General features: G+C 63.2%; 17 protein-coding genes. 5 read left to right on the forward strand and 12 right to left on the reverse strand.

Features of this window, described 5'->3' with window-relative positions:
• Positions 1–43 precede the first annotated feature (43 nt).
• The 10 genes from QF015_RS15505 to purU all read right to left on the reverse strand — a co-directional run bounded on the left by QF015_RS15505 (position 44) and on the right by purU (position 13,653).
• Positions 44–232 (reverse strand): hypothetical protein, encoded by a 189-nt coding sequence (locus QF015_RS15505; RefSeq protein WP_310203237.1) that lies wholly within the window; start codon positions 230–232, stop codon positions 44–46.
• A 45-nt stretch (positions 233–277) separates the two neighbouring features.
• Positions 278–2,299, reverse strand: a complete 2,022-nt coding sequence (locus QF015_RS15510) for a BCCT family transporter (RefSeq protein ID WP_310203235.1) — start codon at positions 2,297–2,299, stop codon at positions 278–280.
• Between the two features lie 400 nt (positions 2,300–2,699).
• A complete protein-coding gene (locus QF015_RS15515; RefSeq protein WP_429390056.1) occupies positions 2,700–3,506 on the reverse strand; it encodes an IclR family transcriptional regulator in 807 nt (268 codons plus the stop codon).
• Positions 3,507–3,633: 127 nt separating this feature from the next.
• Complete coding sequence (locus tag QF015_RS15520; protein WP_310203231.1) at positions 3,634–4,821, reverse strand: molybdopterin molybdotransferase MoeA; 1,188 nt, start codon at positions 4,819–4,821, stop codon at positions 3,634–3,636.
• Positions 4,822–4,937: 116 nt separating this feature from the next.
• Positions 4,938–6,155 (reverse strand): formaldehyde dehydrogenase, glutathione-independent, encoded by a 1,218-nt coding sequence (gene fdhA, locus QF015_RS15525; RefSeq protein WP_310203229.1) that lies wholly within the window; start codon positions 6,153–6,155, stop codon positions 4,938–4,940.
• Positions 6,156–6,321: 166 nt separating this feature from the next.
• Positions 6,322–8,640 carry an FdhF/YdeP family oxidoreductase gene (locus QF015_RS15530; protein ID WP_429390057.1) on the reverse strand — a complete coding sequence of 773 codons (2,319 nt, stop codon included), beginning with the start codon at positions 8,638–8,640 and terminating at the stop codon, positions 6,322–6,324.
• A 10-nt stretch (positions 8,641–8,650) separates the two neighbouring features.
• Complete coding sequence (locus QF015_RS15535; protein WP_429390151.1) at positions 8,651–9,535, reverse strand: bifunctional 5,10-methylenetetrahydrofolate dehydrogenase/5,10-methenyltetrahydrofolate cyclohydrolase; 885 nt, start codon at positions 9,533–9,535, stop codon at positions 8,651–8,653.
• Between the two features lie 11 nt (positions 9,536–9,546).
• On the reverse strand, positions 9,547–10,173 hold the full coding sequence (locus QF015_RS15540) for a cyclodeaminase/cyclohydrolase family protein (RefSeq protein ID WP_429390058.1): 627 nt from the start codon (positions 10,171–10,173) through the stop codon (positions 9,547–9,549).
• A gap of 15 nt (positions 10,174–10,188) precedes the next feature.
• A complete protein-coding gene (locus QF015_RS15545; RefSeq protein WP_429390059.1) occupies positions 10,189–12,681 on the reverse strand; it encodes a GcvT family protein in 2,493 nt (830 codons plus the stop codon).
• Positions 12,682–12,738: 57 nt separating this feature from the next.
• A complete protein-coding gene (gene purU, locus QF015_RS15550) occupies positions 12,739–13,653 on the reverse strand; it encodes a formyltetrahydrofolate deformylase (RefSeq protein WP_429390060.1) in 915 nt (304 codons plus the stop codon).
• Between the two features lie 121 nt (positions 13,654–13,774).
• Here purU and QF015_RS15555 point away from each other — a divergent pair, with 121 nt between their 5' ends.
• The 3 genes from QF015_RS15555 (at position 13,775) to QF015_RS15565 (ending at position 15,758) form a co-directional block, all read left to right on the forward strand.
• Positions 13,775–14,455, forward strand: coding sequence for a GntR family transcriptional regulator (locus tag QF015_RS15555; RefSeq protein ID WP_429390061.1), 681 nt, complete (start codon positions 13,775–13,777; stop codon positions 14,453–14,455).
• A gap of 158 nt (positions 14,456–14,613) precedes the next feature.
• Positions 14,614–15,528 (forward strand): pyridoxal 5'-phosphate synthase lyase subunit PdxS, encoded by a 915-nt coding sequence (pdxS, locus tag QF015_RS15560; protein WP_429390062.1) that lies wholly within the window; start codon positions 14,614–14,616, stop codon positions 15,526–15,528.
• A gap of 5 nt (positions 15,529–15,533) precedes the next feature.
• A complete protein-coding gene (locus QF015_RS15565; RefSeq protein WP_310203215.1) occupies positions 15,534–15,758 on the forward strand; it encodes a hypothetical protein in 225 nt (74 codons plus the stop codon).
• Between the two features lie 41 nt (positions 15,759–15,799).
• Here the strand turns inward: QF015_RS15565 and QF015_RS15570 are convergent, their stop codons facing one another.
• Positions 15,800–16,732 carry a LysR family transcriptional regulator gene (locus QF015_RS15570; protein WP_429390063.1) on the reverse strand — a complete coding sequence of 311 codons (933 nt, stop codon included), beginning with the start codon at positions 16,730–16,732 and terminating at the stop codon, positions 15,800–15,802.
• A 169-nt stretch (positions 16,733–16,901) separates the two neighbouring features.
• On the opposite strand from QF015_RS15570, the gene QF015_RS15575 reads away from it, so the two are divergent.
• Both QF015_RS15575 and QF015_RS15580 read left to right on the forward strand, forming a co-directional pair.
• The gene (locus tag QF015_RS15575; RefSeq protein ID WP_310203211.1) at positions 16,902–18,206 is read left to right on the forward strand and encodes an aromatic ring-hydroxylating oxygenase subunit alpha; all 1,305 of its coding nucleotides are present in this window, start codon (positions 16,902–16,904) and stop codon (positions 18,204–18,206) included.
• Positions 18,203–19,618, forward strand: a complete 1,416-nt coding sequence (locus tag QF015_RS15580) for a ferredoxin reductase (protein WP_429390064.1) — start codon at positions 18,203–18,205, stop codon at positions 19,616–19,618. Before QF015_RS15575 ends, QF015_RS15580 begins: the two co-directional genes overlap by 4 nt.
• Here QF015_RS15580 and QF015_RS15585 read toward each other — a convergent pair.
• On the reverse strand, positions 19,615–21,789 hold the full coding sequence (locus tag QF015_RS15585) for an amylo-alpha-1,6-glucosidase (protein WP_429390065.1): 2,175 nt from the start codon (positions 21,787–21,789) through the stop codon (positions 19,615–19,617). The genes QF015_RS15580 and QF015_RS15585 overlap by 4 nt on opposite strands.
• Positions 21,790–21,810: the final 21 nt, after the last annotated feature.

Consider the following 21,810-nt stretch of genomic DNA (forward strand, 5'->3'; position numbering starts at 1 on the left):
CAGGCGCCGGAATCCGGCGCCTGCTTTGCTGTGTAAGGAACTGCTAGCGGCTGAAGTCGGTGTCGACGTAGGAGCCTGCCCGGTTGTGTTCGGATCCGCAGGGGCAGTGGTCAACTTCAATACGCACTGTCATTGGTTTGGACGAGTCCAAGGTAAGAGTTACATCCTTGCCTGCCTGGGCGCTGGCCGGGGTGGCGAGGCGGAGGGTGCCTTGGGTGGAAACGTTGGACATGGTGAACCTTCCTGGTGTCTGAAGAGAGGGTCAGCTAAAGCTGGACTATTTGTCGTCGGATTCCAGCTGGGGTTTGCCCACCAAGGGAATCGTTCCCGTAGGTGCTGCCCCGTTGCACTCGGAATCCGAGCACTTTTCGGCGCATTCGTGCTTGGTGACGAGGTCGAACTGAACACCGCCATGCTGTTCCACGCCAGTACGGATGGCGCGTTCCACCACCGAAGTGGCCAAGCGCTTGTGCAACTGCAGGGGATCCCGGCGAAGGTCTTTGACCAGCGCGAAGCACAGCAGCAGCATGACGATGACGAAAGGCAAGGCTGCCACGATCGTCACTCTTTGCAGGCCTGATAGGGCTTCCGATGGTTTATCGCCGCCGGCAAGCAGCATGACCGCTGCCACGGCTCCGGTGAGGCTTCCCCAGAAGATCACCACTCCCCGACGCGGGTGCTCAGCACCGTTGGAACTGAGGGATCCCATCACGATGGAAGCTGCGTCGGCACCGGTGACGAAGAAGATCGCCACCAGGACCATGGCCAGGACGATGACGGCTGATGTCAACCAGCCTGGCATGCCCAGGTTCTTGACCAAATCGAAGAGGGCGCCGTCGAAGTTGATGGAAGGTGCACCGTCCACCATGGTCACGAGCCCCGGAGTGCCGGCTTTGTCTGCTTCCTGCTGAACGTTGAAGGCGGCCCCACCGAAGATGCCGAACCAGATGACGCTCACGACGCTCGGAACCAGCAGGACGCCGGTGACGAACTGGCGGATGGTGCGTCCGCGGCTGATCCTGGCGATGAACAGCCCCACGAAGGGCGTCCAGGAGATCCACCAAGCCCAGTAGAAGATGGTCCAGCTGGTCATCCAGCTGCGCAGGGAATCGTCTCCCACAGCCTCGGTCCGTGAGGACATCTCGGCCAGGTCCCGTGCGTAGTCACCCACGGCGGAAGGGATCAGGTTAAGGATGAACAGCGTAGGCCCGGCCACGAACACGATCAGGGCCAGAACAACAGCGAGGACCATGTTGATGTTGGAGAGCCACTGGATGCCGCGGCTGATGCCCGACACGGCGGATGCCACAAAACAGAAGGTCAGAATGGCGACGATGACTACGAGCACCGGAGTGCCGACCTCACCCAGCCAACCGTTGGACGTCATGCCGCTGCCGATTTGGAGGGCGCCAAGGCCCAGCGAGGCGGCCGTTCCAAAAAGCGTGGCGAAGATGGCCAGAATGTTGATGAACTTCCCGAGTGGACCTTCCACCATGCGGATGCCAAACAGGGAAGTGAAGGCTGCGGAGACCAGTTGCTTGCGGCCCAGCCGGTAGGTGCCGTAAGCCATGGCGATACCAACGACCGCGTACATGGCCCATGGGTGCAGGGTCCAGTGGAAGATGGAGGTGGCCATGGCAGTCTGGATGGCAGCGGGCGTGCGGCCATCCACTGTTCCCGGCGGCGGCGAAATGTAGTGGTACAGGGGTTCAGCCACACCGTAGAACATGAGCCCGATGCCCATGCCGGCGGCGAACATCATGGCCACCCAGGAAACGGTGCGGAACTCGGGCTTCTCGCCGTCCTTGCCCAGCGGGATGTTGCCGAACTTGCCCAGGGCAAGCCACAGGACGAAGACGACGAACAAGGATGCGAGGACCATGAACAGCCAACCTGTGTACTCCATGACCCAGTTCAGGGCTCCCTTGGAGGTTTCAGAGAGGCTGTCCCGCCCTGCAAAGCCCCAGATCACGAAGGCGACGGCGATGGCGCCCGTGATCCCGAAGGTGACTTTGTCGAGGGTAAGTTTGCGGTTCCGGCGGGCCGAAACGGCCTGCTCGGTCTTGGCATGGCGCAACTCTTCCATGATCTGTTCGTATTCTTCAGAATCGGGAAGGGTCTCTGCGCCTCCGTCCTCTACGTTGAGGGCGGCCAAGTCGGGGTTGTCAGGGGAGACGCTGATGACTTCTTCAGGCGTTTCCGTGCGGATGTGCTGAGGTGAGGCCGGAGTATCCGCCAACGATTCGTCGGCGGGTAACTCCTCAGGTGTTAACGGTTTTGTGTCACTGTTTATAGCCATGAGCGGGTCCTTTGCTCGGCGAGTCATGGGCTTGCGTTTATACGTGGCCCTGGTGGGTGGAGCGGAGGGAAAGGTTGGGGACTTGGTCCGCTCCGGTGACCACTGCGGGCCGTGATGCCTCCCCGATAACGCGTTCACGGAGCGGGCAGGCGATAGGCATGATGCACCTCTTCTGGTTCGTGATACGGGACGGCTGATTCGTCGGTTCAGGCCCTGACGAGTGTTCCGCAGGAATCAACAACATCCGCCCTAAGCAACAGAGTGCTCCCCGTCACACCCCAAAGTCAAGACTTCTGAGCAGTTTGACGGCAGATTGATATATCAATTGGCTTGAAGTAATTCCGTTGCGTATCATGGACTGAGTTGCGTAGTGCGCTCAGACTGATGGAGGCTCGGGCGCTTATTGGCCCCTGTAGCCCATCCTGGCGCTGATGGTCAGCCCCGCCCGCCGGAGTCCGTCGATGAGTCCGGGATGGTCTTCAGGCGAAAAGCGGAAGGCCGGGCCGGAAATACTGATCGCGGCAATAACAGTTCCCGCGTGGTTATAGATGGGTGCCGCTATGGCTGTGAGGCCGATTTCAAACTCTTCATGAACGGTGGCGTAGCCGTTCCGGGCAACCTCCAGCAACTGATTTTCGAGTTCCCCTCGATTGGTTACCGTCCGCGGTGTGCGGGCCGGAAGCCCCACCGCCTTGAAGACCTGGGTCCTCTCATCAGCCGTCAAGGCCGCCAACAGCACTTTGCCGCTGGACGTGGCGTGAAGCGGCGTGAGGCTGCCCACCCAGTCGTAGGTGGCCAATGTTGAAGGGCCCATGGCCTGATCCACATTCACGGCGTAATTGGAGCGCAGCACGGCCAGGTTGACGGTTTCCTTGTACTCGGCCGCGAGGGCTTCCAGGACCTCCCTGGCCTCGTGGACAACGCTGAGCCTGCCCGGGATGGAGGACGCCAGGCGGAGGATTCCAAAGCCCAGCTGGTACTTGCCGCGTTCACTGTTTTGCCGGACCAGTTCACGGTTGACCAAGGAGCCGACCAACCGGGACACGGTGGACTTGTGCACGCCCATTTCCTCAGCGATTTCGCTGACGCCGGCATCGCCCTCGCGGGCCAGGATTTCCAGGATCTGAAGCGCGCGGTCCACGGACTGCACACCGCCGGCTTGGGCGTCAGCGTCCTTGTCGATCTCCGGGTTATTGCGGGGGGCCATCGTGCCTCGTGTCATTGTCCAGGCAGGCCTCCCTGAGCTGGTAGCCCTGTTCGGCCTGCACCCTCGTCTTTCCTTATCCTAGACGGAGTTTCGAACGGACTCTTTCACGCCATGGGACCCGCGGAATTTACCTCCACGGCAGCGGCAGGACGGGAACGGGCGCGCCCGCTGCAACGCCTTCAGGAGGCACAGCCATGTATCCGTCTGCCCAGGCAAGCCCACGCATCATTCCCGGACCTGTGTGGGCCGCCGGGAACGCGAGGCCGTGGATCACGGTGCAGGGGACGAGCCGTGTCCGCCCGGGGTCCGGCTCGATGTCCGCCCCGGACGTCGTCGGCCTGGCTTCCGGGATGGGCCTGTTCCCCAAGGCGGCCAGCAAGGGTTCGCCCAGGGTCATGAGCGCCAGCATGGCGGCCAGAGGGTTTCCCGGGAGCCCGATGACGAAGCGGCCATCAGGAAGTTCGGCCAGCACTGCCGGATGGCCAGGCCGCATGGCAATGCCATCCAGGAGGAGCCGGCCGCCGAGGGCGGCAATGGCATCGCGGAAGTGGTCCGTCCCCGATTTGCCCGTTCCGCCGGTAGTGATCGTCACGTCCGGCCGTCCACCCGAGGGGGCAGCCAGGGCCGCCATCCACTCGTCGTACGAGTCGCCGATCCTGAGCTGCCCGCCGGGCTCTCCGCCCAGCTGCGTAATAACGGCATCCAGTTGGGGGCCGAACGCGTCGCGGACCTGTCCTGGTGCCGGCTCACCCGAAGTGACCACTTCGGAGCCGGTAAGTACGACGGCGACCCTCGGTTTGCGCTGGACCTGCACGTGATCGTGGGCTGCTACAGCGGCCAGGGCAATGTGGGCGGGATTGAGGAGAAGGCCCGCCGGAAGGAGGACATCTCCTGCAGCGGCCTCCTCTCCGGCTGGACGAATGTGCTTGCCCGGGAGGGTCTCGCCTGGCTTCACATCGTGCCTGAGGGAGAGGTACCCGTCCGCGGTGATGTCACCGCTTTCCTTGCGCAGGACTGCTGTTGCTCCGGCGGGGACGAGGCCGCCGGTGGCAATGACGCTGGCTTCGTGGGCGGCGAGCGGGCGCTCCGTCGTCCTGAGTATCCACGGTCCGCTGCCGTTGATGGCCCAGCCGTCCATGGCTGAGGACGCGTAGTGGGGCAGATCCTGCCGGGCAGTGACGGGGCTGGTCAGGATGTGCCCTATCGCTTCGCCCAGGGTGACGGTGGACGCGGGGAGCGGAACGGCGCAGTGGTAGGCCACCTGCCGTGCTTCGGCCCAGGTGGGCGCTTTGGTGCGCGTTGCTTGTGCGAGCATGGATGTCCGCTTCCTGGAATGAGGTGTGGCGCAGATACCGGGGACTGCCCGGCCTTCCCGTACTTCTTGCCGTGCAGTCCCCGGTATCAGTTGATGCGTGCCGGGTCGGACGTGTATCAGGCCTTCACGTAGCCGTTGGGGTTCAGCACGAACTTTGTTGCTGCTCCGGCGTCGAATTCGGCGTAGCCGCGCGGAGCGTCTTCGAGCGGGATGGCCTTGGCGTTGACTGCCTTGGCAATCTGGACCTTGTCATGGAGGATGGCCATCATCAGCTGACGGTTGTACTTCATCACGGGGCACTGGCCGGTGGTGAAGGACAATGACTTGGCCCAGCCGGTACCGAGGGACAGTGAGAGGGAGCCGTGCTTGGCAGCCTCGTCGATTCCACCCGGATCGCCAGTGACGTAGAGCCCCGGGATACCCAGGGAGCCGCCGGCGGCAGTGATGTCCATGAGGGAGTTCAGCACAGTGGCGGGAGCCTCGTGGGAGGCATCCTTGCCGTGTCCGCGGGCTTCGAAACCGACGGCGTCCACGCCGCAATCCACTTCCGGAACGCCCAGGATCTGGGCGATCTGCTCCTTGGGATCTCCGTTGGACACGTTGACTGTTTCGCAGCCGAAGGAGCGGGCTTGCGCCAGACGGTCCTCGTTCATGTCGCCCACGATCACCACGGCGGCACCCAGCAGCTGCGCACCGACGGCGGCAGCGAGGCCCACGGGCCCGGCGCCTGCAACGTACACCGTGGAACCCACGCCGACGCCGGCAGTGACTGCGCCATGGAAGCCGGTGGGGAAAATGTCCGAGAGCATGGTCAGGTCCATGATTTTTTCCAGGGCCTGATCGCGGTCCGGGAAGCGCAGCAGGTTCCAGTCGGCGTAGGGAACCAGCACAAACTCTGCCTGTCCGCCCACCCAGCCTCCCATGTCCACGTAACCGTAGGCGCTGCCGGGACGGTCCGGGTTGACGTTGAGGCAGATGCCGGTCTTCTGTTCCTTACAGTTCCGGCAGCGGCCACAGGAGATGTTGAACGGCACCGAGACGATGTCGCCCACCTTGATGAACTCGACGTCGGGTCCCACCTCCACCACTTCGCCGGTGATTTCGTGACCGAGGACCAGGTCCTGCGGAGCTGTGGTGCGGCCGCGGACCATGTGCTGGTCAGAACCGCAGATGTTGGTGGTCACCGTCCGGAGGATCGCGCCGTGCGGCACCTTCCGTCCTACGTTGGCAGGGTTGACGCCTGGTCCGTCTTTGAGCTCAAACGTTGGGTAGTCAGTGTCGATGATCTCAACGACACCGGGTTCCTTGTAGGCGACTGCTCTGTTTCCTGACATGGTCACTCCCTATTCTTTGGCTGTTACTGAAAATTGCTGCCCAATGATCCGAAAGCGGTGCTTCGATGAGGAATACCTCCCCAGGTTTCAGGCACCGAAGCACCCTTCACGGACCACTGGACGTGGTGATACTTGGACAAATCCGGTGTGGAACTCTGTTGCCGGTTCAGGCTTTCTCCAGCCGGATGATCACCGACTTCGAGGTCGGCGTCCCGCTGGTGTCGGCCACGGAATCCAGGGGCACCAGGACGTTGGTTTCCGGGTAGTACGCGGCCGCGCAACCCTGTGGGGTTGAATAGGAAACGATCCGGAAGTCCTCGGCCCTGCGCTCAACGCCCTGGAACTCGGAGACCAGGTGGACCATGTCGCCGTCGGAGAATCCCAGGGCGGTGATGTCCCCGGCGTTGACCAGGACCACGCGGCGTCCGCCATGGATGCCGCGGTAGCGGTCGTCCTTGCCGTAGATGGTGGTGTTGTACTGGTCGTGTGAGCGCAGTGTTTGAAGGACCAGCCGGTCGGGCGGGATCTTGATGAACTCCAGCTCGTTGCCCGTGAAGTGTGCCTTCCCGGATGCGGTGTCGAACTTCCTGGCATCCCGGGGCGGGTGGGGCAGGACAAAGCCGCCCGGATGCTGGATCCGCGCTTCAAAGTCCTCGAATCCATCGAAGACGGCCTCAATATGCTTCCGGATCAGGGTGTAGTCGTCCCTCATGGCCAGCCAGGCAGCCTGGGGTGTGTTGGGCAGGCGGTGGTGGCCGTCGGTGAACAGCCTGTGGGCGAGGTTGCAGACGATCGCGACTTCGGAGTGGAGGTGTTCACTTGCCGGTTTAAGGCGTCCCCGTGAGGCATGGACCGCGCTCATGGAGTCCTCCACGGTGACCCGCTGGTCGCCCGTACGCTGGGTGTCCTTCTCGGTGCGTCCCAGGGTGGGCAGGATCAGTGCCCGGCGGCCCGTGGACAGGTGCGAGTGGTTCAGTTTCGTGGAGATTTGTACGCTCAACCGGGTGTTGGCCAAGGCCAGTTCGGTCACGTCCGAATCAGGGGCGGCGCGGACGAAATTGCCGCCCATTCCCATGAAGAAGCGAACATTCCCATCCCGCATGGCGCGGATGGCGGCCACGGTGTCGAAGCCGTGCTCGCGGGGGGAGCGGAACTCGAATTCCTGGTCCAGCCGGTCGTGGAATGTCTCGGGCATCTTTTCGAAGATGCCCATGGTGCGGTCACCCTGGACGTTGGAGTGTCCGCGCACCGGGCAGACTCCGGCGCCGGGCTTGCCGATATTGCCCTGAAGCAGCAGGACATTGACGACGTCGCGGAGGGTGGGAACGGAATGTTTGTGCTGGGTCAGGCCCATGGCCCAACAAACGATGGTGGCGCTGGAAGCGAGCATCCGCTCTCCGGTTGCATGGATCTGCTCCAGAGTCAGGCCCGATGCCTCCACAATGTCGTCCCACTCCACCTTTTCCAGGTGCCGCAGGTAGTCGTTGATGCCCACGGTGTGCTTGGTGATGAAGTCATGGTCCAACACCGTTTGCAGGCCCGGGGTGTTCCGTCCGGCAGCTTCGGCTTCAAGCAGGTATTTGCCCAGGCCTTGGAACAACGCCTGGTCCCCGCCGGCCCGGATCTGCAGGAAGTCATCCGTCAGCTGGGTCCCCTGGATCATGCCGGCCACGTGCTGCGGGTTTTCGAAGTGCAGCAGCCCGGCTTCGGGAAGGGGATTGACGGAGACGATGACCGCACCGTTCTTCTTCGCCTTTTCCAGGGCACTGAGCATGCGAGGGTGGTTGGTGCCGGGGTTCTGGCCTGCCACGAAGATCAGCGACGCCGTTTCCAGGTCCGTCAGGCTGACGGAACCCTTGCCGATGCCGATGGTTTCCACCAGTGCGGATCCGGAGGATTCGTGGCACATATTGGAGCAGTCCGGGAGGTTGTTGGTCCCCAGGCCGCGAACCAGAAGCTGATACACGAATGCTGCTTCATTGGACGTGCGGCCGGAGGTGTAGAACACCGCTTGATCGGGGTGTTCCATCCCCCGCAGTTCCTCGGCCATGAGGTCATAGGCTTCCTCCCAGTCGATGGCCCTGTAGTGGGTAGCACCCTCGTCCAGGAACATCGGATGGGTGAGCCGGCCTTGCTGTCCCAGCCAGAAGTCGTCGCGGGTCTTGAGCTCGGCGATGGAGTGCTGGGCAAAAAACTCCGGCGTGACGCGGCGGCGCGTGGCTTCCTCGGCCACTGCCTTGGCACCGTTCTCGCAGAATTCTGCAGCGTTGCGCTTTTCATGCTCGGGCCAGGCGCATCCCATGCAGTCGAACCCGTCCAGCTGGTTCACGGCCAGCAGGGTCTGGACGCTGCGCAGCGGTCCCATCTGTTCCAGTGAAATCTTCAGGGCGTTGGCAACAGCGGGGATGCCCACAGCCTTGGTTTTGGGTTTGGTGACGGTCAGCTTTGACTCATCGATGTTCTCGCGGGGAGCTTTGGCGTGCATGGAAAACCCTTCAGGTCCGGGAAATGTAAGCAGTCAGCAGCTCGATTCGGGAAGACTGCCGGGCGGCTTCCACCGTGTGCAGCAGCAGGAGCGCGGTGGTCACGGACCCGACGCCGCCGGGAACCGGACTCAAGCCGCCCGCGACGCCGGTGACGCTGGCTTCGTCAACGTCTCCCACCAGGGAACCGTCGGGCAGAACGTTCGTGCCGACGTCGATCACTACCGCCTCGGGCGAAACGTGGCTGCCTTTCAGCAGTCCGGTCCGCCCGGCGGCTACCACCACGATGTCGGCGGACCGGGTATGGCGTTCCAGCGGGCCCGACTTCGAATGGCAGATGGTGACGGTCGCGTCCCTTTCGAGAAGGAGAAGGGACAGCGGCTTGCCCACCACGGCGGAACGCCCGACGACGGCCACGTTCCGTCCCGCCACCGGGACCTGGAAGTGGTCCAGCAACTCCACCACGGCTCTCGCGGTCGCGGGTGCGAAAGCGGGTTGCCCCACCGCCAAGCGGCCGAGGCTGAGGGGGTTGGCGCCGTCGATGTCCTTTTCCGGAGCGATGAGGCCCACCAACCGGTCAGCCCGGACGGCGGCCGGCAGGGGAGTCTGGAGGATAATGCCATGCACTGTTGGTTCCGCGCTGAGGTCCGCCAGGACACCCGCCAGAACCTCTTCCGTGGCGTCGGGGCCAAGATCGAGAACCCTGCAACCCATGCCCGCACGTCCCGCGGCACGCTCAATGGACCGGACATACCAGTGCGTGGCTTCGTCGTCCGTTGCAACAACAACAGCCAGGACCGGCCGGAGGCCCTCCTCATCCAGGCGGGCCGTCCCGTCGTGGGCACGCTGCTGGATAAGGGCCGCGAGCGGCTTGCCCGAAAGCACTTCGGTGTTCACGCGCACGCCACTCATGACAGGATCCTTTGGCGGACGCGCTTCACCAGGGCATCGGCGGCGAGGACAATCTTGTCCTCAATCCCATCCGTCTGTTCCGCCAGGCGGGAACGGGCTTCGCCGTGCTTGATGGCGACGACGTTGATGTCTATATTGACCCGGGCCGTGGTGGCGGCTGCGCGCGCTGCGTCTGCGGCAGCGGCGACGTCGCTGATGACATTGGGGTTGGCCACATCAAAGAGCTCGGTGGCAAGGTCCACCACTTCGCCGGCAACGTTGATGAGCTGCGCCGGCGTCCGGGCGGCCTGCACCAGGGCCTCCTGGATGGCTGCCGTTTTGACGACCTTGAGTTCGTCCGTATCCGAAGGGAGCTTGTACGAATCGATGACTGACTGGAAGGCATGCTCGTCCGCGTCGGCCAGCCGCAACGCCTCAGCTGCCAAGTGATCGGCGGCGCTGGTGATCCGGGTGACCAGCGCCGCATGTTCCTCATACTTGGCGCCGGTGGTGTACCTGGCCACCATGGCTACCAGGGCAGCACCCTGGGCCGCATGCAGGGCTGCCGCCGCACCCCCGCCAGGGGTGGGCTGGCGTGAAGCAAGCCTGGAGAGGTACTCATTGATGGTTTCTGAACTGATCATGGGTCGTCCTGGCCACTAGCCCCGGAGCCGGCTCATGGTGGGGTCGTACAGCGGATCCTCGGTGACGGTCGCCTGGATGCGGCGTCCGAAGTACTCGATTTCCACGGAGTCTCCCAGTGAGACAGCTGAGGGAAGGTAGGCGTAGGCAATCGGCTTCCGGACCGAGTAACCGTAGGCGGCGCTGGTGACGTAACCCACCGCTTGGTCCTTGTAGAACACCGGTTCCTTGCCGAGCACCAGGCTCCTGCCGTCGTCGACGGTCAAGCAGCGCAGGCGACGGGCCGAGCCTTCCTCGGTGCGTCCTTCCAAAGCAGCTTTGCCCACGAAGTTTTCCTTGGTCATTTTCACGGCGAACCCGAGGCCGGCCTCGTAGGGATCGTGTTCCGTGGTCATGTCCGTGCCCCAGGAGCGGTAGCCCTTTTCCAGCCGCAGCGAGCTGAATGCGGCACGGCCTGCGGCGATGACGCCGAACGGCTGGCCAGCCTTCCACAAAGTGTCCCAGAGACGTTGCCCGTTGTCTGCACTGGTGTAGAGCTCCCAGCCGAGTTCACCCACGTAGGACAGGCGCATCGCGGTGACGGTGACGCCGCCGATGGTGACCTTCTTGGAACGGAAGTACTTCAGGCCGTCGTTGCTGAAATCATCGGTGCTGACCGTGCTGATGAGGTCGCGGGCCAGGGGGCCCCAGAGGCCGATGCAGCAGGTACCGCCGGTGGTGTCACGGACCTGGACCCAGTCGCCGGCGTCACCGTTGTCGGTCTGGTGGCGGGCTGCGCGCTCAAAGTAGGCGGTGTCGATGTTGCCGTTGGCGCCGAGCTGGAAGGTGTCTTCGCTCAAGCGGGCCACGGTGATGTCGCTTCGGATGCCGCCGGCTTCGTCCAGGAGCAGGGTGTAGGTCACTGCGCCGGGCTTCTTGGCCAAGTCTCCGGTGGTCAGTTCCTGAAGCAACTTCAAAGCACCCGGACCGGACACTTCAAGGCGCTTCAACGGCGTCATGTCGTACATGGCAACTGCTGTGCGGGTCTTCCAGGCTTCAGCTGCGGCGATCGGCGAGCTGAACATGCCTGACCAGGCGTCACGGGCCGGCGGCTGCCACTCGTCCGGCATCTCCTTGAGGAGTTCGGCGTTGGCTTCGAACCAGTACGGGCGTTCCCAGCCGGCACCTTCCAGGAAGTAACCGCCCAGCTGCTTGTGGCGGGCATGGAAGGGGCTGACGCGAAGGTTGCGGGGGGAGAGCTTGGGCTGGAGCGGGTGCATCACATCGTAGATTTCCACGAAGTTCTGCTGGGAGGTTTCGCTGACGTATTCGGGGGTCAGCTGGACCTCTTCGAAGCGGTGGATGTCGCAGTCACCGAGGTCGATCCGGGACTTGCCGGTGGTCAACAGTTCGGCCACGGCGCGGGCAATGCCGGCGGAGTGCGTCACCCACACGGCCTCAGCCACGAAGAAGCCGTCCACTTCCTTGGATTCGCCTACCAGCGAGCCGCCGTCCGGGGTGAAGGAGAAGATGCCGTTGAAGCCATCCTCGATTTCGCTTTCGCGGAGGGCGGGCAGGATCTGCTTGCTTGCTTCCCACGCGGGGAGGAAGTCTTCCAGCGTGAAGTCCAGTCGCGAGGGCATGTTGTGTTCGGTGATGCTGCTGGGCTCGTAGCTGCCAAGCTCATCGAGGTCCACAGGCATGGGCCGGTGCGCGTAGGAGCCGATGCCGTAACGGTCACCGTGCTCGCGGTAGTAGAGGTCCTGGTCCTGGTGGCGCAGGATGGGCAGCTGGGCGCCGTTCGGCAGTTCGTTCTTGCCCTTCTGGGCGGGAACCGGTGTCGTTTTTACGTACTGGTGTGCCAGCGGCAGGAGCGGAACGGACATCCCGATCAACTCGCCCACCTTGGCGCCCCAGAAACCGGCGCAGGAAACGACGATGTCCGCGGGGATGACGCCTTCGGCGGTCTCGACGCCGGTCACGCGGCGGTTCGACTGCTCAATGCCGGTTACCTCGGTGTTGCCGATGTACTTCACGCCGGCGGCTTCAGTGCGCTTGATCAACAACTGCACGGCGCGGGCTGCGAGGGCCAGGCCATCGGTGGGGACATGGAGGCCACCGAGGATGTCTTCCTCATTGATCAGCGGGTAGAGCTCTTTGCATTCCTCGCGGGTGAGGATCTTGCCATCGATGCCCCACGATTGTGCGTAGCCGAGCTTGCGCTTGAGGTCGGCCAGGCGGGTCTCAGTGGTGGCTACTTCCAGTCCGCCCACCTGGTTGAAGCAGCTCTGGCCGTCCTCTGTGAGAGACAGGAGTTTTTCCACCGTGTACTTGGCGAAGAGCGCCATGGACTTGGAGGGGTTGGTCTGGAAAACCAGGCCCGGCGCGTGGGACGTAGAGCCGCCGGGCATGTTCAAGGGTCCTTGGTCCAGGACGGTGATGTTGTTCCAACCGCGGGTGACGAGTTCGTCGGCGAGGTTGGTGCCAACGATCCCAGCTCCGATGATGACAATGCGAGGCGTGGATGCCATGGGGGGTTCTCCTGCTGAAGTTAAGAGGGGTAGGTCTGCTGGTGTGCGAATGCTTGGTTAGCGGAAAACCACTGTGCTGGTCTGGTCCAGCAGCACGCGGTGCTCGCAGTGCCACCTGACGGCTCGGGACAACGCGAGGGCTTCGGCGTCCTGGCCCACGGTTGAAAGCGTGGTGGGGCCGTAGCTGTGATCGACGCGGATGACTTCCTGCTCGATGATCGGTCCTTCGTCCAGGTCCGCGGTCACGTAGTGGGCGGTGGCGCCGACAAGCTTCACGCCGCGGTCATAGGCCTGGTGGTAGGGGCGGGCACCCTTGAATCCCGGCAGGAAGGAGTGGTGGATATTGATGGCGCGTCCCTCAAGGGCGCGGCACAAATCGTCCGAGAGTACCTGCATGTACCGTGCCAGTACGACGAGGTCTACGTTGTACTCTTCCACCAGATCCAGCAGTTTTTGCTCTGCCTCGGCCTTGGTTTCCGGGGTAACGGGAATGTAGATGAAGGGAAGGCCGGCCGCTTCAGCCATGGCGCGGTGGGTCTCATGGTTCGAAGCCACCACTACGAGGTCGCCACCGAGGCTGCCGCCGCGCCAGCGGAAAATGAGGTCGTTCAGGCAGTGCCCGAATTTCGAGACCATCACCAGCACGCGCTTCTTGGTCTGGTCATGGAAGCTGAACTTCATCTCGAAGCGGTCAGCAATCGCGCTGAATTCTTCTTCCAGCCGCTCAGGTGAGTAGGACAATGGGCCGGAGAACGCCGTCCGCAGGTGCAGCGTCTGGCGGAGGCCGTCGTCGAACTGCTGGTGCTCTTCGATGTTGAAGCCGCGCTCGAACAGGAAGGTGGTGACTGCCTGAACGATCCCGGCGCGTTCGACGCACGACAATGTGAGTACGAACTTCTGTGCTTGCTCTTCATTGAGCAATTCGGGCTTCGGCAGTGTGCTTACCGGTGAGTCTGTCGCCACGAGGGTCATGTCTCCTCCTTTAGATATATTCCTGGGTCCTGAACTGATATATTAGGATTGGGAATCAGCGTATACTGGTCACCAGGGCAGGTCAATAGATTTTTCAGGAATCAGGGAAAGGGTCGGCACTGTGGCATTCGAGACTCTGGCAGCCGCGGACGGCGTTGGCAGGAAATCACTGGCCGATACCGCCTATGAACGCCTGCGCGACCGCTTGGTGATGCTGGACATCAAGCCCGGCGACCTCCTTAATGATGACCAGCTCGCCAAGGAACTCGACGTCGGGCGGACCCCGGTGCGTGAAGCCCTGAAGCGGCTGGAACTGGACCGGCTGGTGATCACTTACCCACGGCGGGGGACATTCGCTACCCGCGTCGAAGTCACTGACTTGGCTTTCATCTCCGAGATCCGGGCCCAACTGGAACCCCTTGCCGCGGCGCGGGCAGCGCGGATGGCTTCGGCCTCCACCAAGGCTCATCTCCGGGAGGTCATGACGGCCGTGGAAGCCTTCGATGTCAACAGGGCGTCAGTCGTTGAAACCCTGCGGCTCGACGCCAGCGTCCACCAGGGAATCTACGCCGCAGCGGCAAACCCCCACCTCGAAGACGTCCTGATCCGCTACGACAATCTGGCCACCCGCATTTGGTGCATGGTCCTGGACCGGCTGCCCGACCTTGAGCACCACGTCCGCGAGCACCTCGACCTGCTGAGGGCTGTCATTGAAGGCGATGAGGACAAGGCGGCCGAGTTGGCCCGTGTGCATGTCAGCGGGTTTGAGCAAGCGGTGCGCCAGGCACTTTTCGCGGCCTAGCCAAGCGTTGGAGGACTGTTGACTCCGCGCTTCGGTGATTGCATACTGAACACTCCAACTAATATATCACCCGGATATCACGCGGTGGATGCTTCTTGTCCGTAGCTGCATCCGGGCGCTGGTGATGCAGTCACAGCCTTGAGCCCTTGGAGTATCCCATGCCTACAAGACCCCTCCTTTTCGAACACATCCCGCTGACGGGCAGCAGCCGCGTCAAGCGGGGCATGGCTGAGATGCTCAAGGGCGGCGTCATCATGGACGTCGTTAACGTCGAGCAGGCCCGCATCGCCGAGGACGCCGGTGCCGTCGCCGTCATGGCGCTCGAGCGCGTCCCGGCCGATATCCGCGCCCAGGGTGGCGTGTCCCGGATGTCGGATCCGGACATGATCGATGCGATCATCGCTGCCGTGTCCATCCCGGTGATGGCCAAGGCTAGGATCGGCCACTTTGTCGAGGCCCAGGTCCTGCAGTCCCTCGGTGTTGACTACATCGACGAGTCCGAGGTCCTGACCCCGGCGGACTACATCAACCACATCGATAAGTGGAACTTCACTGTTCCCTTCGTCTGTGGCGCCACCAACCTGGGTGAGGCGTTGCGCCGCATCAACGAGGGCGCGGCGATGATCCGTTCCAAGGGTGAAGCCGGCACCGGCGATGTTTCCAACGCCACCGGCCACATGCGCAAGATCCGTGCCGAGATCGCCAAGCTCGCGGCCCTTCCCGAGGACGAGCTGTACGTTGCGGCCAAGGAGTTGCAGGCCCCTTACGAGCTGGTCAAGGAAGTCGCCGCCACGGGTAAGCTCCCGGTGGTGCTGTTCACAGCCGGCGGCATTGCGACCCCGGCTGATGCTGCCATGATGATGCAGCTCGGCGCGGACGGCGTGTTCGTGGGTTCGGGGATCTTCACGTCCGGCAACCCCGCAGAGCGCGCGGCCGCCGTCGTAAACGCTACTGCCTACTACGACGATCCTGACGTGATCGCCAAGGTCTCCCGTGGCCTGGGCGAAGCGATGGTCGGCATCAACGTCGACGACATCCCGCAGCCCCACCGCCTCGCAGAACGCGGCTGGTAAAGCGAATGTCAGAACTTGGTCTCGTCAAGACCGCCCACGGACGTGGTCTTCGGAAGGATTGGGCCCAGCTGACGGGTCACACGGTCGAGGTGTGGCTTTCGGGCGACCACGTCGTGACCGGCGTGGTGGAGCAGGCTGCCGACGATGACTCCGTGCTGTGGATCGCGGCAGCAGGGCCCTTTACCAGGAGGCTGTTCGACAAGTCGACGGGCTACCAGGTCTGGGCCTGATCGCTTAACACTGCACTGCCCGGCCGTGCGAGGGCGCCGCCTCAGCGCTCGTCTTCCGGGCGGGTGGTAAGGATCCGTTGGGCATTGGCCTGGAGGATCCCGAGCGATTCCTGGATGAGGGGCGATCCGATGCTGCCCCGGCGCACTGCGGCGACTATGCGCCGGGCCGGCTTCCCTTTGCCTGTGATGCGCAGCCGAACAACGTTTTCGGCATGATGCAAGGGTGCGAGACGCGGCAACAGACCCACGCCGAGCCCCGCCCCGACGAAGGCGATTTGGGTTTCCCATTCGACAGCCTCATGGGCAATGCGCGGCGTCACGCCGACGGCCGTGAACGCCGCAGTGAAGAGGGAGTGGTACGTGGAGCCGGCGGACTCGGTGATCCACGGTTCCGATGCCAACTCGTCCAGCGTCACTGATTCCCGTGCGGCCAGAGGGTGGTCCGCGGGAATGATGACGTCCAGGGGATCATCCAGCAGGACAGTCTGCTCGAAGCGCGGATCGTCTTCAACGTAGGCGTCGGACTGCATGGCGACGATCACGGCGAGGTCGATTCGCTCTGCGACCAAGAGGTCGAAGCAGCGCGCCGGGTTGGCCTCAAGTACCTGAACCTCCAGCAGGGGACGGGTAGAGCGCAACGTGGCGGCCAGTGGCGCAAGCAACTGTGCGGCCGCCGTCGAAAATCCCCCCAGGCCGAAGCGGGACTGAACCTGGTCGCCGGCCTCCATGGCCGCTGCCCGCAGGCTTTCCCACTCCGCAATCAAGGTGTCCGAACCTTCCACCAGGAAGCGGCCCGTGGCGGTCAGGCGCACCCCCCGGCCGTCCTTGGTCAGTAGCTGCATTCCAAGCATCCGTTGGAGCTCGCGCAATTGCGCGGAGACGGCAGAAGGGGAGTATCCGGTGAGCTCTGCGGTAGCTCCGACGGTGCCGCAACGGGCAAACACCCGGAGCGTTATCAGCCTTGGATCGATCATGCACCAATCATGCACCGAATGTGCACGGTTATCTCCTAAATGTTGCGCTTTTGTTGCAGGGCATTCGTCCCTAATCTCGTACTACGAAGACTTCGATAACGCAGGGTGCGACGATGCGCCTGCGATTCCCCTGTATCCCATACTTACCCAGCCTCCCGGGAGGAAACCCATGACTGCTCCAGTGAACGTGCCCCTCACATCACGCGGAAAACTCGCTTCATCATTGCCTGCTGAGCAGCTGGCGGAAATTGCCGGGTTGTTCGAATTCCGGCGGACGGGTTACTCCCTTGACGCCCCCTTCTACACGGACCCGACGATTTTCAAGATCGACATGGAAGCAATCTTCGGCGAGCACTGGATCTTTGCCGGCAGCGTCGCCGAGCTGCCGGAGCCGGGAGACTATGTCACCGTCGATTACGGGCCCTACTCCCTGATCGTGCTGCGCAACGACGACGGCGGAGTCAACGTCCTGCACAACGTCTGCCGCCACCGCGGCGCCCGCGTCCTCACTGAAGCCGCAGGGTCAACCGGAAACCTGGTCTGCGGCTACCACTCCTGGACGTACTCTCCCGAAGGCAACCTGATCCATGCTTCAGCCCCGGGGGAAACCAAGTTCGACAAGGGGTGCTTTGGACTCAAGCGCGCCCACAGCCGCGTGGTCGCCGGACTCATCTTCGTCTGCATTGCCGATGAGCCGCCAACAGACTTCGACGAAACCTCAAAGATCTTCGAGCCCTACCTCGCGCCCCACGATCTGTCGAAGACGAAAGTCGCCTACCAGCAGAACATCATCGAAGAGGGCAACTGGAAGCTCGTCATGGAGAACAACCGTGAGTGCTACCACTGCGACGGACACCCCGAACTGGCTTGTTCCCTCTTTCCCACCTGGGGTCTGACGGAGGGCCTGATCCCGGCCCACCTCGAAGAAGTATGGGACCGGAACAAGGAAGCCCAGTCCTCGCTCGAGGAGCGTTGCCGCCGCTACGGCCTTCCCTACGAGGTGGTGGAGGAGCTCGATACGCGCATCGCCGGAATCCGTATCTCCCGTGAATCACTCGACGGAGAGGGTGAATCATTCTCGGCCGATGGGCGCAGGCTCTCCAAGAAGCTGCTCGGCGATTTGCCGGACTTCCGCCTTGGCCGCTGCTCGATGCACCTGCAGCCCAACAGCTGGTTCCACTTTCAGAGCGACCATGTCATCACGTTCGGCGTCTTCCCCGTCAACGAGCACCAGACCCTGGTACGCACCACCTGGCTGGTAGCTGACGACGCCGTGGAAGGCGTTGACTACGATCTGGACAAGCTCACCTACACCTGGAAGCAGACAAACCTGCAGGACAAGGCTTTCGTGGAGCTGTGCCAGACGGGCGCCGGCAGCCCCGCTTACGAGCCCGGTCCGTACATGAAGAGCGAGTACCAGGTAGAGGCGTTCATCAACTGGTACGTGCAGCGCGTGCAGGAGCACTTGGCATGATTGAACTCCTCACTGAGACGGCAGTCCAGGAGCCTCAGCGCATCCGCGGTCTTGAAATGCCGTGGAACAGGGTCATGGGCAGCACCGAGGCGCCCGCCCGTGCCGCCCGTGCTCTGGGTCCCTGGCACCCACAGGAGTTCACGGCCGAATGCGTGGAGACCGTTCCCGAGGCGGGCGGCCTCATGACCTTCGTGTTCCGCCGTTCCGACGGTGCGCCCCTGGCGTTCCGTGCGGGGCAGTATGTGAACGTCGCCTTCCCGGTAAACGGAGACGACCAGGATCCGGTGGACCGCAGCTATTCCCTGTCCAGTTCCCCGACGGAGCCTTGGACCTTCAGCATCAGCGTCAAACGCGACCCCGCGGGACTGGTTTCGCCGTGGGTGCACGAGAACGTTAAACCCGGCACTGTGCTGGAGATGCTCGGACCTGTCGGTGCGTTCCACTTGCCCGATGCCGACCGGCGGGCACGGTATCTGTTGCTGGCCGCCGGCGCAGGCATCACTCCCATCATGTCCATGGTGCGGACCATCCACTCCCTGCCCGGACATGCAGATGTCGTGGTGCTCTACCACGGAGCGGAGGCCGGAGGCTTTGCCTTCCACAAGGAGCTGGCCTACATCGCCTCCGTGGACTCGCGCATCAAGGTCTTCTACTCCCTGGGCGACCGCAACAAACCCGAGGGGTGGGAAGGGCTCAGCGGAAGGCTGACGGCAGCCATGCTGGATGAGGTGGCCCCCGATGCCAACGGACGCCAGGTCTATGCCTGTGGCCCCGAAGGTTACTTGAATACCGCCACCGAGCTCTTGGGGAAGGTTGGCGTCGACGACACCTCCATCTACATGGAGTTCTTCTCCGGAGATCGTCAGACGCTCCTTGAATACCAGGCCGAGCTCGCGCTCGCCGTGGACATTGCCGAAGAAATCGCCGAGGAAATTGCCGATTCCGCCGAGGACTATTACGAAAGCCAGCCAGCGGCCTTCGGACTCTACGAGCCCGGCTACGACGCGGAAGGTCCCCTTAAGGCCACCGGGTTGCCGCTGGAAGCCATGGACCCGGACTCACCTGATTCCGGGGACTCCGACGGCGGTTCGGCTGGGGGAGTGGAGGCCACGCCCCCTGATGCTTCGAGCTTCGAAACAGTCGGAACGGGAAGCCTCACCCTGTCCTTCATGCGGACCGGCATTAACTTGCGGATCGACCCCAGCGAGCACATTCTGGGTCCGGCCCAGCGTGCGGGCGTCAGGATCGGTGCCAACTGCAAGGAAGGCATGTGCGGTTCCTGCAAGGTCGTCAAGCTTTCCGGGGATGTCGACATGAACCACCAAGGCGGGATCCGCGCACGGGAAATCGACGCCGGCAAGTTCCTGCCGTGCTGCTCCACAGCGCTGACCGATATGGTGATCGACGCCTAGCCGGACTCCCGCCCGGGTCCGTTCTCCGCACGCCGCAGCTCGGCCCGTTCCACCAGCTCCGTGATCCACGGCCGCTGCGCGTGATGGAGGGTCAGGCCTTCCGGTAGTCCCTGGACCTGTGAGGATGAACCGACGACGTCGATGGTGATGCGCCCGCTTCCCATGGGGGCATTGCTGATGTGCAGGTCGCCGTAGGACTCCGGCAGGACCGGATCCAGCCAGACGCCTCCGAGGGAAATGTGGGCGTCGTACCGCATGAGCCCGGTCATCAGCTGGATGGGAGTAGTGGCAGCCCAGGCCTGGGGGGAACAGGCGGTGGGGTACGGCACAGGCTCCCTGAACTGATCGCGGTCAAAACCGCAGAAGAGTTCAGGGAGCCTTCCACCCGAATACTCGGCCGCTTCAAGGAGGGCCGTCGCAATGCGCTGGGCTTCTGCCACGAATCCGTAGCGCAGCAGCCCCGCCGATATCAGGGCGTTGTCGTGGGGCCAGACTGATCCGTTGTGGTAGCTGGCCGGATTGTAGGCGCCCATGTCACTGGCCAGTGTCCGGACGCCCCATCCGCTGAACATTTCGGGTGACATCAGCCGCTCCACCACCTGGGGAGCTTTGTCCTCATCCACCAGGCCGAACCACAGGCAGTGCCCCATGTTGGAAGCACACGCGTCCACCGGTCGCTTGTCCTTGTCCAGGGCCACCGCGTAGTAACCCTTCTCCGGCAACCAAAACTCTTCGTTGAACTTCTTTTTCAGGCGATCCGCGCGTTCGCGGAGTTCGGCCGCCAAGGTGAGGTCGCCGTCGTCGTACGCCATCCAGGCCCGTGCCATGTAGGCGCCGTGGACGTAGGCCTGGACCTCGCACAGCGCCAGAGGCGGCTCGGCGATGGTGCCATCGGCAAAGTTGATGCCGTCCCAGGAATCCTTCCAGCCCTGGTTGATCAGCCCGTGGTCGTTGGGGCGCCCGTACTCCACGAAGCCGTCGCCGTCCCGGTCGCCGTAGTTCATGATCCAGTCGAGCGCGCGATCGGCGTTGGGGAGCAGTTCCGCAATGACGTCCTTGGCAAAGCCCCATCGGCTGACGGAACCCAGCACAATGACAAACAGCGGTGTGGCATCGACGCTGCCGTAATAAGCGGACTTGCCGCCCAGGGCCAAGCCGCTGGAGACGTCGAGCCGCACTTCATGCAGGATCTTGCCAGGCTCTTCCTCGCTGGCAGTGTCCACCACGGTTCCCTGGCGATCAGCGAGCGTACGGAGGGTCCCCAGGGCAAGGGAAGGGTCAACGGGCAACGCCATTTCTGACGCCCACAGGGAGTCCCGGCCAAACAGCGTCATGAACCACGGTGCGCCGGCAGCCACCACCACCCTGTCCGGATGGTCCGGATCCTGGATCCGCAGTGCCCCGAGGTCTTCATAGCTGCGCCTGAGGGTTCGTTCCATGGAGCGGTTTCCCACCTGCAGGCGGGGTATTTTGGCCACCCATTCCTGCCGGCGCCGATCGCTGGGAGACAACTCGCCGCGGGACGGGTGGGTGAAACGCGTGCCGGCTCCGTCCGGAGCGGGAACAACGCTGGCGCGGGTGCTCCAACTCCCCGCCGGTGGAATCTTTACGGTGAAACCCAAAGCCCTGGCCCCTGCTCCGGCGTTCTCAGCCCGGATCACCACGCGTTGACGGATTCCCTCCCACGTTCCACGGATCTCCAAGGAATCGCCCTCCGGGACGCGGGTTTCCTTCCACTGACGGGTGATGCGGGCTTCTTTTACTTCGAAAAGGTCCGCGAAATCCGACTCGGCGGTCAGGAGGATCCTGCATTCGGCCGGTTGCTTGGAGTAGTTCCGGACCGTGATTTCCTCAAAGATGCCGGTCCCGACTTCCCTCAGCCGTTCAACCAGCAAAGGGCTGTCCGCATATCCATCGGAGCGCGGAACCCGGCCGATGAACAGCGCACGGTAGGGTTCCCGGGTTTCCGCGGCCAGCGGTTCGATCGCCTGGCCGTTGACGGTCAACTCCCAGCGGGAAAGGATGCGGGTATCCAGGTGGAAAACGCCCTGGGGCAATCCAGGATTAATGTCTCCGTTCGAGGAGGAGATGCAGAAGGATGAACCTTCCACCAGGGTGACCGTTCCCGCCCCCAGCGGCCCGGCTGCGGTGTCCGCATTCCAACCAACCACGTGATGCTCCTTACCGCCGGC

This window comes from Paenarthrobacter sp. TE4293, from assembly GCF_050435325.1.
In the GTDB taxonomy this organism is placed as follows: Bacteria; Actinomycetota; Actinomycetes; order Actinomycetales; family Micrococcaceae; genus Arthrobacter; species Arthrobacter nitroguajacolicus_C.

What these genes read in the sequence shown, in the direction of transcription:
- QF015_RS15570 (WP_429390063.1), bottom strand. Translation starts at nt 16,732, where the DNA reads ATGATCGATCCAAGGCTGATAACGCTCCGGGTGTTTGCCCGTTGCGGC.
- QF015_RS15505 (WP_310203237.1), bottom strand. Translation starts at nt 232, where the DNA reads ATGTCCAACGTTTCCACCCAAGGCACCCTCCGCCTCGCCACCCCGGCC.
- QF015_RS15545 (WP_429390059.1), bottom strand. Translation starts at nt 12,681, where the DNA reads ATGGCATCCACGCCTCGCATTGTCATCATCGGAGCTGGGATCGTTGGC.
- fdhA (WP_310203229.1), bottom strand. Translation starts at nt 6,155, where the DNA reads ATGTCAGGAAACAGAGCAGTCGCCTACAAGGAACCCGGTGTCGTTGAG.
- QF015_RS15510 (WP_310203235.1), bottom strand. Translation starts at nt 2,299, where the DNA reads ATGGCTATAAACAGTGACACAAAACCGTTAACACCTGAGGAGTTACCC.
- QF015_RS15575 (WP_310203211.1), top strand. Translation starts at nt 16,902, where the DNA reads ATGACTGCTCCAGTGAACGTGCCCCTCACATCACGCGGAAAACTCGCT.
- QF015_RS15520 (WP_310203231.1), bottom strand. Translation starts at nt 4,821, where the DNA reads ATGCTCGCACAAGCAACGCGCACCAAAGCGCCCACCTGGGCCGAAGCA.
- QF015_RS15515 (WP_429390056.1), bottom strand. Translation starts at nt 3,506, where the DNA reads ATGGCCCCCCGCAATAACCCGGAGATCGACAAGGACGCTGACGCCCAA.
- QF015_RS15565 (WP_310203215.1), top strand. Translation starts at nt 15,534, where the DNA reads ATGTCAGAACTTGGTCTCGTCAAGACCGCCCACGGACGTGGTCTTCGG.
- pdxS (WP_429390062.1), top strand. Translation starts at nt 14,614, where the DNA reads ATGCCTACAAGACCCCTCCTTTTCGAACACATCCCGCTGACGGGCAGC.
- purU (WP_429390060.1), bottom strand. Translation starts at nt 13,653, where the DNA reads ATGACCCTCGTGGCGACAGACTCACCGGTAAGCACACTGCCGAAGCCC.
- QF015_RS15530 (WP_429390057.1), bottom strand. Translation starts at nt 8,640, where the DNA reads ATGCACGCCAAAGCTCCCCGCGAGAACATCGATGAGTCAAAGCTGACC.
- QF015_RS15580 (WP_429390064.1), top strand. Translation starts at nt 18,203, where the DNA reads ATGATTGAACTCCTCACTGAGACGGCAGTCCAGGAGCCTCAGCGCATC.
- QF015_RS15540 (WP_429390058.1), bottom strand. Translation starts at nt 10,173, where the DNA reads ATGATCAGTTCAGAAACCATCAATGAGTACCTCTCCAGGCTTGCTTCA.